Here is a 15,813-nt window from a genome sequence, read left to right on the forward strand (position 1 = left end):
CCAAGGAGGGCCACTCCATGACGACGACGGCCGGAACCGAACCCGCGCTGGCCGCTCCGCGTCCATCCGCGCCGCGCGAGGACGCGGCCGAGGACACCGCCGGCAAGGAGCTGCTGCGCACCCTCACCACCCTCACCCTCGACCTCCCCGCCACAGACCCCGGCCGCGTCGCCGCCGCCGCGCTCCGCAGCCGCGGCCCCCGAGCCGACGCCGCCGAGCTCCGCGACCTGGCGACCGACGCGGCGGCGGGGCTCATCGCCGAGGACCCCGCGTACTCCCGGCTCGCGGCCCGCCTGCTGAGCCGTACGATCCGCGACGAGAGCGCGGCGCAGGGCGCGGTCTCCTTCTCCGCCTCGATCGCCGTCGGCCTGCGCGAGGGCCTCATCTCCCCGCGCACCGCCGAGTTCACGGCCCGGCACGCCGAGCGGCTCGACGCACTCGTCGACGACGCCGTCGCCGAGGGCGCCGACGACCGGTTCGAGTACTTCGGCCTCCGCACCGTCCACGCCCGCTACCTGCTGCGCCACCCCCGCACCCGCCGAGTCGTCGAGCAGCCGCAGCACTTCCTCCTCCGCGTCGCCTGCGGCCTCGCAGACGAGAGCCTTCCGGACCCGGTCGCCGACGTCGCCGAGGTGTACGCGCTGATGAGCCGCCTCGCCTACCTGCCTTCCTCGCCCACCCTCTTCAACTCCGGCACGAGGCACCCGCAGATGTCCTCGTGCTACCTCCTCGACTCCCCCAAGGACGAGCTCGACTCGCTCTACGAGCGCTACCACCAGGTCGCACGCCTCTCGAAGTACGCCGGCGGCATCGGGCTCCCCTTCTCCCGCGTCCGCGCCCGCGGTTCGCTCATCCGGGGGACCAACGGCCGCTCGGCCGGCATCGTCCCGTTCCTGCGCACGCTCGACGCCTCGGTCGCCGCGGTGAACCAGGGCGGCCGCCGCAAGGGCGCCGCCTGCGTCTACCTGGAGACGTGGCACGCCGACATCGAGGAGTTCCTCGAACTGCGCGACAACACGGGCGAGGACGCCCGCCGCACCCACAACCTCAACCTCGCCAACTGGGTCCCCGACGAGTTCATGCGCCGCGTCGAGGCCGACGCCGACTGGTCGCTCTTCTCGCCCGCCGACGTACCGGAGTTGACCGACCTGTGGGGAGAAGAGTTCGAAACCGCCTACCGCCGCGCCGAGGCCGAGGGACGGCAGGTGCGCACCGTCCCGGCGCGCGGCCTCTACGCCCGGATGATGCGCACCCTCGCGCAGACCGGCAACGGCTGGATGGCGTTCAAGGACACCGCCAACCGCACGGCCAACCAGACGGCCCTGCCCGGCAACGTCGTCCACTCCTCCAACCTCTGCACGGAGATCCTGGAGGTCTCGGGCGACGACGAGACCGCCGTCTGCAACCTCGGCTCCGTCAACCTCGCCGCGCACCTCACGCCCGAGGGCGACGTCGACTGGGAGCGCCTCGACGCCACCGTCCGCACCGCGGTGCGCTTCCTCGACCGCGTCGTCGACACCAACTACTACCCGACGACGCAGGCGTCGGCCTCCAACTCCCGCTGGCGCCCCGTCGGTCTGGGCATGATGGGGCTCCAGGACGTCCTCTTCCGCAACCGGCTCCCCTTCGACTCCGCCGAGGCGCGGGAGCTCTCCACCCGCATCGCCGAGCGGATCATGCTCGCCGCCTATGAGACGTCGGCCGAGCTCGCCGAGGCGCACGGCCCGCACCCCGCCTGGGAGGAGACCCGCACGGCGCGGGGCGTCCTCCACCCCGACCACTACCCCGAGCACGCCGACTCCTCGGCATGGCCCGCGCGTTGGGAGGCGCTGCGGGGCCGCGTCGCCCGCACCGGCATGCGGAACTCGCTCCTCCTCGCCGTCGCGCCGACGGCGACGATCGCCGCGATCGCCGGCGCCTACGAGTGCATCGAGCCGCAGGTGAGCAACCTCTTCAAGCGCGAGACGCTCAGCGGCGAGTTCCTCCAGGTCAACACGTACCTCGTCGAAGAGCTGAAGCAGCGCGGGCTCTGGGACGCGCACACGCGCGAGGCGCTGCGCTCCTCCGGCGGCTCCGTCCAGGAGTTGGAGGGCCTCCCCGAGGACCTCCGCACCCTCTTCCGCACGGCCTGGGAACTGCCGCAGCGCGCCCTCATCGACATGGCGGCGGCACGCACCCCATACCTCGACCAGGGCCACTCCCTCAACCTCTTCATGGCCTCGCCGACGATCGGCAAGCTCAGCTCGATGTACGCGTACGCCTGGAAGCGCGGCATCAAGACCACCTACTACCTGCGCTCGCGCCCCGCCACCCGGATCGCACGTGCCGCCGCGGGCGCGACGGCGGAGACCGCCGCCACCGGCCAACAGGCCGCCGACACCTGCTCCCTTGAGAACCCCGAGACCTGCGAGGCATGCCAGTGACCACCGCCGCCGACCACACGACCGCCGACGCACGCGAGGAATCCGGCCGACGGAACCTGCTCGACCCGGGCTTCGAACTCACCCTGCGCCCCATGCGCTACCCGCACTTCTACGAGCGCTACCGCGACGCCATCAAGAACACCTGGACCGTCGAGGAGGTCGACCTCCACTCCGACCTCGACGACCTCGCCCGACTCTCCCCCGGCGAACAGCACTTGATCAGCAGGCTCGTCGCGTTCTTCGCCACCGGCGACTCGATCGTCGCCAACAACCTCGTGCTCTCGCTCTACAAGCACATCAACTCGCCGGAGGCCCGCCTCTACCTCTCGCGGCAGCTCTTCGAGGAGGCCGTCCACGTCCAGTTCTATCTGACGCTGCTCGACACCTACCTCCCCGACCACGACGAGCGCGTCCGCGCCTTCGCCGCCGTGGAGAACATCCCGTCGATCCGCGAGAAGGCGCAGTTCTGCTTCCGGTGGATGGCCGCGCTCGAAGGCGAGGACGGCAGCGGGTCCCAACCGGTCGAGCGGCTGGAGAGCCGCGAGGACCGCCGCCGCTTCCTCCTCAACCTCATCTGCTTCGCCGCCTGCATCGAGGGGCTCTTCTTCTACGGCGCCTTCGCCTACGTCTACTGGTTCCGCTCCCGCGGGCTGCTCCACGGCCTCGCCACCGGCACCAACTGGGTCTTCAGGGACGAGTCGATGCACATGTCCTTCGCCTTCGACGTCGTCGACACCGTCCGCGAGGAGGAGCCCGAACTCTTCGACGAGGAGCTGGAGAAGGAGGTGGTGCAGATGCTTGACGACGCGGTCGCCGCCGAGCTCCAGTTCGCCGAGGACCTCTGCGGGGACGGGCTGCCCGGCATGAACACCGAATCGATGCGCGCGTACCTCCAGGCCGTCGCCGACCAGCGGCTCGCACGGCTCGGCTTCGCCACGCGGTACGGGGCGCAGAACCCGTTCTCCTTCATGGAGTTGCAGAACGTCGACGAGCTCACCAACTTCTTCGAGCGCCGGGTCTCCGCCTACCAGGTCGCCGTCGAGGGCTCCGTCAGCCTGGACGACGACTTCTGAGCGCACGCGGTGCCGGCGCCCGGGCGGGGGCGCCGGCACCGTCGTCGGGGTGTGTCAGGCGTTGGGAACCGTCTCGTAGCGCGGCGTCGACTCGCTCATCTGCCGCAGGACGTCCTTGCGTTCACGCTTGGAGAGGCGGTCGATGTAGAGGTAGCCGTAGAGGTGGTCGGTCTCGTGCTGGAGGCAGCGGGCGAAGTAGCCGGTGCCGCGGACGGCGATCGGCTTCCCCTCCGCGTCCTGGCCGCGGACGACCGCGTAGTCGGGGCGGGCCAGCTCCATCGAGGCGCCGGGGACGGAGAGGCAGCCCTCGCCCGAGTCGTCGAGGTTCCGCTGGGCGGCGGGGAGTTCGTCGAGCACGGGGTTGCAGACGACGCCGACATGGCGCACGCCCTCGTCGTCCTGGCAGTCGTAGACGAAGACCTTCAGATCGACGCCGACCTGGTTCGCCGCGAGCCCGACGCCCTCCGCGGCACGCTGGCTGGCGAACATGTCGTCGACGAGCGACGCGAGTTCACCGCCGAACTCCGTGACGTCCTTGCACTCGTGGTGGAGGACCGGGTTACCGACGACGGTGATCGGCCGAGCGGTCCCCCGCTCCCGATGAGCGGACTCGCGCTTCCCCGCGTCCTTGGTGTCGTCGACGAACTCCGTTCCGCCTTCCGCGGAGACGGAACCGGACTTCGTACCCTGCTGCTGCGCCATGCCGCCGTAAGCCTTCCTCACACAGATCTGTCGCCGTACAGGGTACGGGGCGGCGCGAGGGCTCAGCAGACCTCTTCCAGATCGCGCCACTCGCGGGTGTCCGGGCTGTCCGCGACCCAGCCGTCGAGGAGTCCGCGCACGAGCCCGGGCGGCGCCGCGAGGCCGCACTCGCGCTCGGGCACCCACATCTCTCCGGGGCCGCCCTGCGTCATGTGACCGAGGGGGCCCGGGTGGCCGGGCGAGCTGTGGTCGTGCGGGTCGGCTTGGGGGGCGCCGTCGCCCTCGTCGGCTGGCATGGCGCTCTCCGAGCACGAGCGGCAGAGGAGGCGGACCGACGAGGACCAGTCCTCGGCCGCGAACCCGGCCTCGGCGGCGAGCCGTTCCAGCGCGTCCCTGTCGGCCTCGGAGGCGGCCTCCAGCATCACGACCCAGGTGGGCACGGGCGAGGGCGCCCACAATTCGATCTCGTCGAAGACCGGATAGCGCGGGCCTGCCGACGTGGTGCGCTCGCCGTGCGGCACCCCGTCGTGGAGGACGACCTCGCCCCAGCGCCGGCCCGACGAGGGCAGCGGGATGCTCTGCACCTCGACGCGCGCCGGGTCGATCCGCCGACCCCAGACGACCTCCGCCTCGCCCTCGGGCGAGAGACGCACGGCGGCGCTGCCCAACTGCATGTCCCGCGGCTCGATTGCCGCACCGCTGCCGTGCGTCTCGCCGGGGACGCGCAGCCCGTACGCCTGCCAGGCGCGCCTGGCGAGGGGCCAGTCCTGGAGCGCGGTCGCCGCGATGCCGACGTTCCACCAGTCGGGGGCGCCCTCCTCGCGCTCCAGGAGCGCGACGGCGCGGAGCCCGGCGGAGCGCGCCTGCTCCCAGTCGTGCCGGAACTTGTGCAGCAGGGCGAGGTTGAACCAGGACTCGGAGAGCCACGGTTCGAGATCGGCCGCACGGGAGAGCAGGGCGCCGGCGTCCTCGTAGCGCCCGTCCCCGATGAGCGTGAACGCGCGGTCGGTGGCCTGCCGCCACGAGGCGGAGGGCCGATGCCGCACCTTGCCGAAGATCCTCACAGTGTCCCGCCTGATTCCCGCCTGTCGCTTGGCTGCTGGGCTTTCTGCGCCGCACTCGCGGTCTGCGTCCCCGCCGTCACCGCCCGCGTGGGCGGCCGTGCGCGGTACGCGGGTTTCCCGTTTCGCATCCAACCATGCCCGCCCGGGTGCGCGCGCACTACCCGAGCGTCGGGCGGCCTGCTCGGCAGTGCGTCCGGCGCCTCGCCCGAAGCGCCGCCAGTGAGTGCCTACCCGCCATCCGGCAGGGAATCTCAAGGGAGTTGGGGTTCTTCTCGTGAACCTTCGGTGAGTGCCGTCACCCCCGGTAGCCGCGGACGGGCGGTACGCGTCCACTCCGTCGTACGTATCCGTACGGCGGCGCAGGCAGCGGGAGTGCGCGCCGCGCAGGGGCAGGCACGCAGCGTGTGCGTGCGGTTGTGCGAAGACGGGTCGCGGTCGCGAGTTCCGGGCCCCAAGCGCGGCGCGGGAACGGCCTGTTCGGGCCGTGGGGAACGGGTGGACGGGCAACGCGCGCGGCGCACGGCAGCGTCAACGCGCTGCCCCGTAAGGGGGCTTGACGGTTCACAGCGGCGGGCCGCATCGAAGCACGCCCCAACGGGACCGCAGCGCAGGGGAGTTCGACGAGGCGACCGGCCGAGCCGTCGCCGCGTGCAGGGGCGTTCACCGCCCCGGGGCTCACTCGGCGAGCCGGCCGGCCTTCGGGCTCTCGGACGTGCCCTCCTCGGCGGCGCCCTCCCCGGACGCCGGAGCGGCCCCCTCCTCGTCCGGGCAACGCTCCGCCGAGCCGGACTGCTGCCCGGCGCGGATCACCTCGATCCGGCCCATCACCTTGGCCCGGAGGTCGGCGGGAACCTCGTCGTGGCCGCAGCAGCGGCGGACGAGCTTCTTGACCTCCTGCTCCAAGCCGTACTTCTCGAAGCAGGGCGAGCACTCGTCGAAGTGCTCCCGGAACTTGGCACGGTCCCGGTCGGGCATCTCCTGATCCAGGTACTCGTAGAGGTGGTCGAGCACCTCCGAGCACTCCGTCTCATGCGGCTCTCCGCAACTCATGAGCCTGAGCCTTTCCCCTCGCGCGACCCGTCGGACACGGCACCCGCCGGTACGAGCCCGCGCTCGCGCGCGTAGTCCTCCAGCATGCCGCGTAGCTGACGACGGCCGCGGTGGAGCCGGGACATCACCGTCCCGATGGGTGTCCCCATGATGTCCGCGATCTCCTTGTACGCAAAGCCCTCGACGTCGGCGAGGTAGACCGCGATCCGGAACTCCTCGGGGATCTCCTGGAGCGCGCGCTTCACGTCCGAGTCGGGGAGGTGGTCGAGCGCCTGCGCCTCGGCGGAGCGCAGCCCCGTCGACATGTGCGACTCGGCGCGCGCGAGCTGCCAGTCCTCGATCTCCTCGGCGGCACTCCGCTGGGGTTCCCGCTGCTTCTTGCGGTAGTTGTTGATGAAGGTGTTGGTGAGGATCCGGTACAGCCAGGCCTTGAGGTTGGTGCCCCGCCGGAACTGGTGGAACGACGCGTACGCCTTCGCGTACGTCTCCTGCACCAGGTCCTCCGCGTCGGCCGGGTTCCGCGTCATCCGCAGGGCCGCCGAATACATCTGGTCCAGGAAGGCGAGCGCATCACGCTCGAAGCGAGCGCTCCGCTCCTCCTCCGTCTCCTGCTCTGCGTCTGAGCCGTCCTCGGTGCGCGCGACCGGACCCACCTCCTTCTCCGGAACTGCGGCGAACCCGATCGCAGGTTCGCCCGAATCGGAGAATAGACGACGATCCGCGGTGCCCGCCGCTCGAACCTTCGAGTCACCGGACAGCGCCAGCGTTGCCCAGTCCAGGTCAGCGGCCTGAGGACGCTCCGGGCAAGCGACAGAACCCATACGGGCGGCTCCTTCTCGTGATACTGCTGCTCGACAGGGTGTACGCGGACGGTCACGCATAGGCCCTCTCACGGCACCTACACCTCGCACAACAGCAGGACCGCACGGTGCATTCCCGCGGCCGCAGGGCGCGTTGGGGCCTCGGCACCTCCGCACCCCGCGCCTCCCCGAGCTGTGCGGGCGCACACGTGAAAGGTCAACTCCCCAGGCGCTCGGTCCATCCCGCCACCGCGTCGGTGAGCACCGTCAGCGCCTCCTCCTGCGTCGTCCCCCCGCGCTTCGGCACGGCGAACCCGTGGTCGCCACCGGGCACCCCGGCCAGTTCCCACCCGGCGGGGAGCGCCGGAAACTCCTCGGGCCTCCCGAAGGGATCGCGCTCCCCCTGCACCACGAGCACCGGCACCCCCGCGCCCAGCAACTCGTCCGCACGGGACTTCTCCGGCTTCCCCGGCGGGTGGAGCGGGAACGAGAGCGCCACCACCGCCTCGGCGCCGAGCTCCCCCGCCGTGCGGCAGGCGACCCGCGCCCCCGCGCTGCGCCCGCCGGCGACCACCGGGACCCCGGCCGCGAGGAGCGCCGGCCACACCTCGCGCCAGCCGGCGTCGAGCGTCTTCGGAGCGGGAGCGACTTTCTTGCCCGCCACCCGCCACGGCTGCTCGACGAGCGCCACCGTCACACCAGCGCGCGGAAGCGCACCGGCGAGCGCCGCGAGGTCGCGCGCCTCGACACCGCCGCCGGCTCCGTGACCGAGGGCGAGGACGGTCCGCGGGTCCTCGGCGGGGTGCCAGGTGACGCGGGCCGTACCCGCCGAGGTCTCGATCGTCTCTTTGTCCATGCTCTGCATCCTGCCGTGCCGGGGACGGGCAAGTGGCGGCGGCCGGCCGGGGGTTCGGACTCAGAACAGGGTGCCCTCGGGCTGCGGCTCCTCGACGCCGCCCGCCTCCCCGGCCTCCGTCACGAGATCGGGCCCGTTGTTGCGCGCGTTGCTGACCCGCATCGAGACGGGGTAGGCGCGCATCCCACCTTCCGGCGGCGGCGCGAGCAGGCCGCGGAGCGACTCCTCCTCGGTGTGCGCGGGGTCGAGCCAGGCGTCCCAGCGGTCGGCGGGGAGCGCGAGCGGCATCCGTGGATGGATGTCGGCGAGCGACTGCGGCCCCGCACCGCCGTCGGCGCCAGCGAACGGCGCGGTCTCGGCCGCCGTGGTGAGCACGGCGCACGTCACGCGCCAGGACTGCGCATGGTCGGGAGGGAGCGTCGGGTCGCGCCAGAACTCGTAGAGGCCGGCCATGGCCATCACGGAACCGTCGGCCGGCGTGACGAAGTACGGCTGCTTCTTCGCCCGCTTTCCGCCCTTCGGCGCCTCCTCGCCCTCGGACGCCGGGCGCTGCTCCCACTCGTAGTAGCCGTCGGCCGGCAGGAGGCACCGCCGCGCGGTGAAGGGGCGGCGGTAGGCGGGCTTCTCGTGGACCGTCTCGGCGCGGGCGTTGATCATTTTCACACCGAGGTCGGGGGACTTCGCCCAGCTCGGCACGAGCCCCCACGTCAAGGTCCGCAACTGCCGTACGGGCCGCCCGGAACCGTCCGCCTCCTGCCCCTTGAGCGCACGCTCGAGCACCGCGTGGACGGGCTTCGTCGGCGCGACGTTCCAATCCGGTGCCAGTGTCTCGCTCGGCTCCCACCGCTCCACGTCGAAGAGTCCGACGAGATCCTCCGGCGCCCTACTGGCTGCGTACCTTCCGCACATGGGTGCCAGACTGCCACGGTGCCCCCGCACGTCGAAGCGGTTCCCCACCCCCGGCGGCGCAGGGCTCGGCAACGCAAGCGGGACCTGAGGGTCCGGGGAGGGACAGCATGGACAATTCGAGCGTCACCGATGTGTGGGACCGGGTCGTCGGCGGACAGCCCGACCCGGACCAGTGGCTCGTCCTCGCGATGGCCGCCGTCGCACTGCTCGCCGTGGTGCCGCCGCGGATCTGGCCCATAGCCCGGAACGCGGTGACCATCGCGCACGAGGGCGGCCACGGACTCGTGGCGCTCCTCTCCGGCCGACGGCTCGACGGCATCCGCCTCCACTCCGACACCTCGGGGCTCACCGTCTCCCGCGGCCGACCGACAGGCGCCGGGATGGTCCTCACCGCGGCGGCCGGCTACACGGCGCCCTCCCTCCTCGGGCTCGGCGGCGCCGCGCTCCTCGGCAGCGGTCACATCACAGCGCTGCTGTGGGGCGCCACCGCGCTGCTCGTCGCGATGCTCGTCATGATCAGGAACGCCTACGGGGTGCTCACCGTCCTCGTCGCGGGCGCGGCCTTCCTCCTCGTCTCCTGGCTCGCCGACTCCGACGTACAGGCCGGATTCGCGTACGCCGTCGTCTGGTTCCTCCTTTTCGGCGGTCTCCGCCCGGTCTTCGAGCTCCAGTCCAAGCGTCGCCACGGCCAGGCCCCCGACTCCGACGCCGACCAACTGGCCCGCCTCACACGGGTTCCGGCCGCGGTGTGGGTCTTCCTCTTCTTCGCCGTCGCCGTCTGCTGCCTGCTCGGCGGCGCCCAGTGGCTCGTCGACTGGCGCGGCTGGGAGCTCTTCCAGAGCTGAGCGCCCCCGCCGACCTGCACAGGGGACGGCGCAGCCGGGCGAGCGCACGGCCCGAGCCACTACAGTGACGTACATGGCCGACCACACCCGCTCTCCGGAGAACGCCGCCGACGCCCTGTGGCCCGCGCCCCTCGCGCGCGGCCCCGTCGAGGCAACCGTCACCGTGCCCGGATCGAAGTCGGTCACCAACCGCGGGCTCGTCCTCGCCGCGCTCGCCTCCGAACCGGGCTGGCTGCGCCGACCGCTGCGCTCCCGGGACACCCTGCTGATGGTCGCGGCGCTCCGGTCGCTCGGCGTCGAGATCGAGGAGACGGTCTCCTCCAACTCGGCGGCCACGCCCGGCTCCCCGGGCCCGCGCCCCGCGGGCGAGGCGTGGCGGATCATCCCCACCGCGCTCCAGGGCCCCGCCACCGTCGACGTCGGCAACGCCGGCACGGTGATGCGCTTCCTCCCCCCGCTCGCCGCACTCGCCGAGGGCGACGTCCGCTTCGACGGCGACCCGCGCTCCTACGAACGCCCGCTCCACGGCGTCCTCGCCGGCCTCCGCGCGCTCGGCGCCCGCATCGAGGACGGCGGCCGGAACGCGCTGCCCCTGACCGTCCACGGCAACGGCTCGCTCGACGGCGGCCGCGTCTCCATCGACGCCTCCTCCTCCAGCCAGTTCGTCAGCGCCCTGCTGCTCTCCGCACCGCGGTTCAACCAGGGCGTCGAAGTGCGGCACACCGGCGAGGGCGGCGTGCCCTCGATGCCGCACATCCGGATGACGGTCGAGATGCTCCGCGCCGCCGGCGCCCAGGTCGACGCACCGGAGGACGGCGGCGAGGCCGATGTCTGGCGCGTCACCTCGGGCGCCCTGCTCGGCCGCGACCTCACCGTCGAGCCCGACCTCTCCAACGCGCAGCCGTTCCTCGCCGCGGCCCTCGTCACCGGCGGCTCCGTCACCGTCCCCGACTGGCCCCGACACACCTCCCAGCCCGGCGACGTCCTGCGCGAGCTGCTCACCGAGATGGGCGCCGCCTGCCGGCTCGACGAGCGCGGCCTCACCGTCACGGGCGGCGGCCGCATCCACGGGATCGACGCCGACCTCAGCGAGGTCGGCGAACTCACGCCGGGCATCGCCGCGTTGGCGGCGCTCGCCGACGGCGAGTCGGTGCTGCGCGGCGTCGGCCACCTCCGGCTCCACGAGACCGACCGCCTCGCCGCCCTCACCAAGGAGCTCGGCGCCCTCGGCTGCGACGTCTCGGAGACGGCCGACGGCCTCCGTATCCGCCCCCGCCCGCTCCACGCAGGCGTCTTCCACACCTACGACGACCACCGCCTCGCGACGGCCGGCGCGATCCTCGGCCTCGCCGTCGAGGGCGTCGAGGTGGAGAACATCGCCACCACGGGCAAGACCCTCCCCGACTTCCCCGCCCTGTGGGCCGGGATGCTCGACAGCGAGACCCCCGAGGGCGCATAGGGGCCCGCGATGCGCCGCTACAGCAAGCACACCGACGAGGACGACATCCGCGTCCGCCCCAACCGCAAAGGCACCCGCCCCCGCACTCACACCAGACCCAAGCACGAGGACGCGGCCGAGGGCTTCGTCCTCACCGTCGACCGCGGCCGGATCACGTGCCTCGTGCAGGACCGCACCGTCACCGCGATGAAGGCCCGCGAGCTGGGGCGCAAGAGCGTCGCCGTCGGCGACCGGGTCGCGGTGGTGGGGGACCTCAGCGGCGCCAAGGACACGCTCGCGCGGGTCGTCCGCGTCGAGGAGCGCACCTCGGTGCTGCGCCGCACCGCCGACGACAACGACCCCTACGAACGCGTCATCGTCGCCAACGCCGACCAGTTGGCGATCGTCACCGCGCTCGCCGACCCCGAGCCGCGCCCCCGGCTCGTCGACCGCTGCCTCGTCGCCGCGTTCGACGGAGGGCTCCAGGCGATGCTCGTACTCACCAAGTCGGACCTCGCCCCCGCCGAGCCGCTCCTCACGACGTACGCGCCGCTCGGCCTGGAACATGTCGTCACCGGTCGCGAGGGGTACGAGGACGGCTCGGCGGCAACCGAGCTGCGCGCGCTCTTCGAGGGGCGGACGACGGTCCTCGTCGGGCACAGCGGAGTCGGCAAGACGACGCTCGTCAACGCGCTCGTACCGGAGCGGCAGCGGACGACGGGGCACGTCAACGCCGTCACGGGACGCGGCAGGCACACCACCACCTCCGCGTTGGCGCTCCCGCTCCCGGGCCCCGAGGGTGCGGGACCCGGCGCCGCAGGCTGGGTGATCGACACCCCTGGCGTGCGCTCCTTCGGTCTCCACCACGTCGATCCGGACCGCGTCATCCACGCCTTCCCCGACCTGGAACCCGGCACGGCCGAGTGCCCCCGCGCGTGCAGCCACGACGAGTCCGGCTGCGCCCTCGACCGCTGGGTCGCCGAAGGCCACGCCGATCCGGCCCGCCTGACGTCGCTCCGCAGGCTCCTCGCCACACGCGTACGGCGCGAAGGGGATTGACGGCACAGGCACGGCGGGGCTGTGCATAATCACACGGACGCAGTCGAAGCGTGCCCGACCGCGCGGCGGACCCAGGCAGGGGAGCAACGGGAGGAAACCACATGGCATGGCTGCTGGTGATCGTCGCCGGACTGCTGGAGACGGGCTTCGCGGTCTGCCTCAAGCTTTCGCACGGCTTCACCCGGCTGTGGCCGACCATCGCCTTCTGCGCCTTCGCCCTCGGCAGCTTCGGCCTCCTCACCCTCGCCCTCAAGCGCCTCGACGTCGGTCCCGCCTACGCGGTCTGGACGGGCATCGGCGCCGCCGGCACCGCGATCTACGGCATGTTCTTCCTCGGCGACGTCGTCTCCGCACTCAAGCTCGTCTCGATCACGCTGGTGATCCTCGGCGTCATGGGGCTCCAACTCTCGGGCAGCGCCCACTGACGGGGACTCACCCGGCGTCCCCGCGCTGGCGGGCCGCGAGCGCGTGGACCGTTTCGCGCGTCGCCGGGTAGAGGGCGCGGTAGTGCGCGTAGAGCTCCTCGTAGCCGCGGGCGCGCTCCGGCTCCGGCTCCACCGTCTCCTCGACGGGGTTCCACCGTGCGATCTCTCCGGGCGCGGCGAGGCCGGTGGCGAGGGCTGCGAGGAAGGCGTCGCCGTAGGCGGCTCCGATGGTGTGCCGCGGCAACTGCTGCGGACGCCGTGTCACGTCGGAAACGATCCGCGTCCACAGCTCGCGCGCTCCCCCGCCGACGGCGACGAGCCGGCGCAGGTCACCGCCGGCCTCCGCCATCGCCTCCAGGTTGTGCCGGACGCCGAAGGCCGTCCCCTCCAGCGCCGCCCGGTAGAGGTGGGCCCGGCCGTGGCGGAGCGACAGCCCTGCGACGACGCCGCGCGCGTCCGGGTCGAAGAGCGGGGTCCGCTCGCCCGCGAAGTACGGGAGCATCAGCAGACCGTCCGCACCGGGCGGCAACTCGGCCGCCTCGGCCGTGAGTTCCGCGTACCCCGCGCCCGTCAGGTCCCGCAGCCAGCCGGTGACGGCGCCCGAGGTGGCCATGCCGCCGGCGAGGCAGTAGGTGCCGGGGTGCACACCGGCCGTCGACCACAGCCGGCGGTCGGGTACCGGCTCGGCGACGGTGTTCACCAGGAACATCGTCGTGCCGTACATCAGCATCAGATCGCCCGTGCCCGTGGCGCCGACGGCGGCGGACTCCGCCCAGGCGTCGACGGTGCCCGCGGCCACGGGGGTACCGGCTGGCAGGCCCGTCGCCGCTGCCGCGTCCTCGCTCACCCTGCCCACGATGTCCGCAGGGTGGACGAGTTCGGGCCACTGGAGCCCCGGCGCGACCTCCTCGCACCAGTCGCCGATCCACGCGGAGGCCCGGAGGTCGTAGAGCGGCGTCGACTGGCTCGCCGAGTGGTGGTCGAGGACGTAGGCGCCCGGCCGGCCGCCGGACGCCGTCAGCCGGTGGACCAGCCAGGAACTCGCCATGTACCAGCGGCGGGTGGCGACGTACGTCTGCGGCTCCCGCTCCCGCAGCCACTCCAGCTTCGGCCCGGCCGACTGGCTCGTCAGCACCGAGCCGCACCGGCGCAGCACACGCTCACCGCCGAACCGCTCGGTCTGCGCGGCGATCTGCTCCTGCGCCCTCGTGTCGACCCCGTAGAGGACGGCCGGCCGCAGCGGGGCACCGCTCCCGTCCGTCGGCAGCACGCACGGTCCGATCCCGCTGACGCAGACCCCGGCGAGCCGCCCGTCCGCCTGCGGGCCCAACTCGGCGGCTATCGCCCGCAGATCGGCCCACCAGACCTCCTCTGCATCGTGCTCGAACCAGCCCGGGTACGGCGTCGAGGTCGTGTGCTCCCGGACGGCGCTCGCGAGGAGCGCGCCGTCCGCCGCGTCGACGAGGACGCCCTTGGAGGACGACGTACCGATGTCGACGCCGAGGAGGAACTGCCTGCCTGTCACGTGAACTCCCACTCCTGCCGCGTGGCCGCCTTTGCGCCGTACTGTACGAAGGCCGCTGCGGACACCCCGCATGGCGGTCGCGCCCGTGCCGCGGGGGCCGTCCGCCGCGCTCCGCACGGGTGACCGGCCGGCGGCGCGCGGGCGTAAGGCCGGTGCCCTGTGGTCCGGGGTCGCACCGCTGGGTACTGTGCGGGACATGCCGGACTACCACGATGATCTGCGTCTCGCCCACGTGCTCGCCGACGCCGCCGACGCCGCGACCATGGAGCGGTTCAAGGCTCTCGACCTCAAGGTCGAGACCAAACCGGACATGACGCCGGTGAGCGAGGCCGACAAGGCGGCCGAGGAGCTGATCCGTACCTCGCTCCAGCGCACCCGTCCCCGGGACGCGGTGCTCGGCGAGGAGTTCGGCACCGAGGGCCACGGCTCCCGGCAGTGGGTCATCGACCCGATCGACGGGACCAAGAACTACGTGCGCGGCGTGCCCGTCTGGGCCACGCTCATCGCGCTCACCGAGCGCGGCGAGGGCGGTGACCACCCGGTCGTGGGTGTCGTCTCGGCTCCTGCGCTCAACAGACGGTGGTGGGCTGCGAAGGGCAGCGGGGCGTACGCGGGCCGCAGCCTCTCCAAGGCGAGCCGCCTCCAGGTCTCGCAGGTCTCCCGCATCCGCGACGCCTCGTTCGCGTACTCCTCGCTCACCGGCTGGGAGGAGCGGGGCATGCTCGACGGCTTCCTCGACCTCAACCGGGCCTGCTGGCGCACCCGCGCGTACGGCGACTTCTGGCCGTACATGCTCGTCGCCGAGGGCGCCGTCGACATGTGCGCCGAACCCGAGCTCTCCCTCTGGGACATGGCGGCGAACGCCGTCATCGTCGAGGAGGCGGGGGGCGCCTTCACCGGCCTCGACGGGCGCCCGGGGCCGCTCGGCAGCAACGCGGCGGCCTCCAACGGCCTGCTCCACAGCGAACTGCTCGGCTACCTGACGTCCTGAACCGGCCGCCCGCACCCGCGGGTTGAGCAGGCGCCCCGCGGCCCGTACCGCGGGGCGCTCGTCGTGCGCACGGTACGGAACCGCGCGACGGCGTGAGCCCCGCGCGCAGCCCCTTGTCGGGTCAACCCCCTCATGTGAACATGAGAATCCCAAGATTGTGACCTTGTGAAAGGTTTCTCGTGGGCTCTTCACACCCTCCCAGGGAGGCACCCATGCCCGACCTCGTCCGCGACGCCATGAGCTCGGTGGTCCTGACCATCGGCCCCGCGCACACCCTCCGCCAGTCCGCCCAACTGATGTCCGCACGCAACATCGGAGCCGCCGTCGTCCTCGATCCGGAGACCAGCGGCCTCGGCATCCTCACCGAACGGGACGTCCTCAACTCGCTGGGCGCCGGCGAGAATCCGAACGAGGAGCGGGCCGGGTCCCACACCACGAGGGACGTCGTCTTCGCCACGCCCGACTGGTCGCTCCGGCAGGCCGCAGAGGCGATGACGAGGGGCGGATTCCGCCACCTCATCGTCCTGGAGGGCCGCGAGGCGATCGGTATCGTCTCGGTCCGCGACATCCTCCGCCGGTGGGCGTACAGCGAGAACGCGGCAGCAGCCTGACGCGCGGCGCACCGGCGGACACAGCACCGGTGGGGCCGGACG

Annotated in this window: 15 protein-coding genes; 8 read left to right on the plus strand and 7 right to left on the minus strand. The window is 72.6% G+C overall.

Features of this window, described 5'->3' with window-relative positions; all coding sequences use genetic code 11:
* The first annotated feature begins 17 nt into the window (after window positions 1-17).
* On the plus strand, window positions 18-2,423 hold the full coding sequence (locus F603_RS0106030; protein WP_019545114.1) for a ribonucleoside-diphosphate reductase subunit alpha: 2,406 nt from the start codon (window positions 18-20) through the stop codon (window positions 2,421-2,423).
* Window positions 2,414-3,496 carry a ribonucleotide-diphosphate reductase subunit beta gene (locus F603_RS0106035; RefSeq protein ID WP_106431243.1) on the plus strand — a complete coding sequence of 361 codons (1,083 nt, stop codon included), beginning with the start codon at window positions 2,414-2,416 and terminating at the stop codon, window positions 3,494-3,496. Before F603_RS0106030 ends, F603_RS0106035 begins: the two co-directional genes overlap by 10 nt.
* A gap of 54 nt (window positions 3,497-3,550) precedes the next feature.
* Here the strand turns inward: F603_RS0106035 and def are convergent, their stop codons facing one another.
* The 6 genes from def to F603_RS0106065 form a co-directional block, all read right to left on the minus strand.
* A complete protein-coding gene (gene def / locus F603_RS0106040) occupies window positions 3,551-4,198 on the minus strand; it encodes a peptide deformylase (RefSeq protein WP_019545116.1) in 648 nt (215 codons plus the stop codon).
* Between the two features lie 62 nt (window positions 4,199-4,260).
* A complete protein-coding gene (locus F603_RS0106045; protein WP_019545117.1) occupies window positions 4,261-5,262 on the minus strand; it encodes a tetratricopeptide repeat protein in 1,002 nt (333 codons plus the stop codon).
* A gap of 675 nt (window positions 5,263-5,937) precedes the next feature.
* A complete protein-coding gene (gene rsrA / locus F603_RS0106050; RefSeq protein WP_037955346.1) occupies window positions 5,938-6,312 on the minus strand; it encodes a mycothiol system anti-sigma-R factor in 375 nt (124 codons plus the stop codon).
* Window positions 6,309-6,965, minus strand: coding sequence for a sigma-70 family RNA polymerase sigma factor (locus tag F603_RS0106055; protein ID WP_016907516.1), 657 nt, complete (start codon window positions 6,963-6,965; stop codon window positions 6,309-6,311). Before F603_RS0106055 ends, rsrA begins: the two co-directional genes overlap by 4 nt.
* A gap of 364 nt (window positions 6,966-7,329) precedes the next feature.
* Entirely contained in the window at window positions 7,330-7,968 is a 639-nt protein-coding gene (locus F603_RS0106060; protein WP_019545119.1) for an alpha/beta hydrolase family protein, read from the minus strand.
* Between the two features lie 60 nt (window positions 7,969-8,028).
* Entirely contained in the window at window positions 8,029-8,877 is an 849-nt protein-coding gene (locus tag F603_RS0106065; protein ID WP_019545120.1) for an SOS response-associated peptidase, read from the minus strand.
* A 107-nt stretch (window positions 8,878-8,984) separates the two neighbouring features.
* On the opposite strand from F603_RS0106065, the gene F603_RS0106070 reads away from it, so the two are divergent.
* The 4 genes from F603_RS0106070 (at window position 8,985) to F603_RS0106085 (ending at window position 12,644) form a co-directional block, all read left to right on the plus strand.
* Window positions 8,985-9,722: a M50 family metallopeptidase gene (locus F603_RS0106070; protein ID WP_019545121.1), complete on the plus strand. Its 738-nt coding sequence runs from the start codon at window positions 8,985-8,987 to the stop codon at window positions 9,720-9,722.
* 73 nt (window positions 9,723-9,795) lie between these two features.
* On the plus strand, window positions 9,796-11,181 hold the full coding sequence (aroA, locus tag F603_RS0106075; RefSeq protein ID WP_037955453.1) for a 3-phosphoshikimate 1-carboxyvinyltransferase: 1,386 nt from the start codon (window positions 9,796-9,798) through the stop codon (window positions 11,179-11,181).
* A 9-nt stretch (window positions 11,182-11,190) separates the two neighbouring features.
* Entirely contained in the window at window positions 11,191-12,219 is a 1,029-nt protein-coding gene (gene rsgA, locus F603_RS0106080) for a ribosome small subunit-dependent GTPase A (RefSeq protein WP_019545123.1), read from the plus strand.
* A gap of 101 nt (window positions 12,220-12,320) precedes the next feature.
* The gene (locus F603_RS0106085; RefSeq protein WP_016907522.1) at window positions 12,321-12,644 is read left to right on the plus strand and encodes a DMT family transporter; all 324 of its coding nucleotides are present in this window, start codon (window positions 12,321-12,323) and stop codon (window positions 12,642-12,644) included.
* 7 nt (window positions 12,645-12,651) lie between these two features.
* Here F603_RS0106085 and F603_RS0106090 read toward each other — a convergent pair whose 3' ends face one another.
* Complete coding sequence (locus tag F603_RS0106090; RefSeq protein WP_019545124.1) at window positions 12,652-14,169, minus strand: FGGY-family carbohydrate kinase; 1,518 nt, start codon at window positions 14,167-14,169, stop codon at window positions 12,652-12,654.
* Window positions 14,170-14,365: 196 nt separating this feature from the next.
* Between F603_RS0106090 and hisN the strand changes: the two genes are divergently transcribed.
* On the plus strand, window positions 14,366-15,160 hold the full coding sequence (hisN, locus tag F603_RS0106095; protein WP_026328176.1) for a histidinol-phosphatase: 795 nt from the start codon (window positions 14,366-14,368) through the stop codon (window positions 15,158-15,160).
* A 212-nt stretch (window positions 15,161-15,372) separates the two neighbouring features.
* Entirely contained in the window at window positions 15,373-15,771 is a 399-nt protein-coding gene (locus F603_RS0106100) for a CBS domain-containing protein (RefSeq protein ID WP_019545126.1), read from the plus strand.
* Window positions 15,772-15,813 lie beyond the last annotated feature (42 nt).

Source organism: Streptomyces sulphureus DSM 40104, assembly GCF_000381025.1.
GTDB classification, from domain to species: Bacteria; Actinomycetota; Actinomycetes; order Streptomycetales; family Streptomycetaceae; genus Streptomyces; species Streptomyces sulphureus.

Bases quoted from the DNA above. Each gene is read 5' to 3' on its own strand.
- F603_RS0106030 (WP_019545114.1), top strand. From the start codon at position 18: ATGACGACGACGGCCGGAACCGAACCCGCGCTGGCCGCTCCGCGTCCA.
- F603_RS0106035 (WP_106431243.1), top strand. From the start codon at position 2,414: ATGCCAGTGACCACCGCCGCCGACCACACGACCGCCGACGCACGCGAG.
- def (WP_019545116.1), bottom strand. From the start codon at position 4,198: ATGGCGCAGCAGCAGGGTACGAAGTCCGGTTCCGTCTCCGCGGAAGGC.
- rsrA (WP_037955346.1), bottom strand. From the start codon at position 6,312: ATGAGTTGCGGAGAGCCGCATGAGACGGAGTGCTCGGAGGTGCTCGAC.
- F603_RS0106060 (WP_019545119.1), bottom strand. From the start codon at position 7,968: ATGGACAAAGAGACGATCGAGACCTCGGCGGGTACGGCCCGCGTCACC.
- F603_RS0106065 (WP_019545120.1), bottom strand. From the start codon at position 8,877: ATGTGCGGAAGGTACGCAGCCAGTAGGGCGCCGGAGGATCTCGTCGGA.
- F603_RS0106070 (WP_019545121.1), top strand. From the start codon at position 8,985: ATGGACAATTCGAGCGTCACCGATGTGTGGGACCGGGTCGTCGGCGGA.
- aroA (WP_037955453.1), top strand. From the start codon at position 9,796: ATGGCCGACCACACCCGCTCTCCGGAGAACGCCGCCGACGCCCTGTGG.
- rsgA (WP_019545123.1), top strand. From the start codon at position 11,191: ATGCGCCGCTACAGCAAGCACACCGACGAGGACGACATCCGCGTCCGC.
- F603_RS0106085 (WP_016907522.1), top strand. From the start codon at position 12,321: ATGGCATGGCTGCTGGTGATCGTCGCCGGACTGCTGGAGACGGGCTTC.
- hisN (WP_026328176.1), top strand. From the start codon at position 14,366: ATGCCGGACTACCACGATGATCTGCGTCTCGCCCACGTGCTCGCCGAC.
- F603_RS0106100 (WP_019545126.1), top strand. From the start codon at position 15,373: ATGCCCGACCTCGTCCGCGACGCCATGAGCTCGGTGGTCCTGACCATC.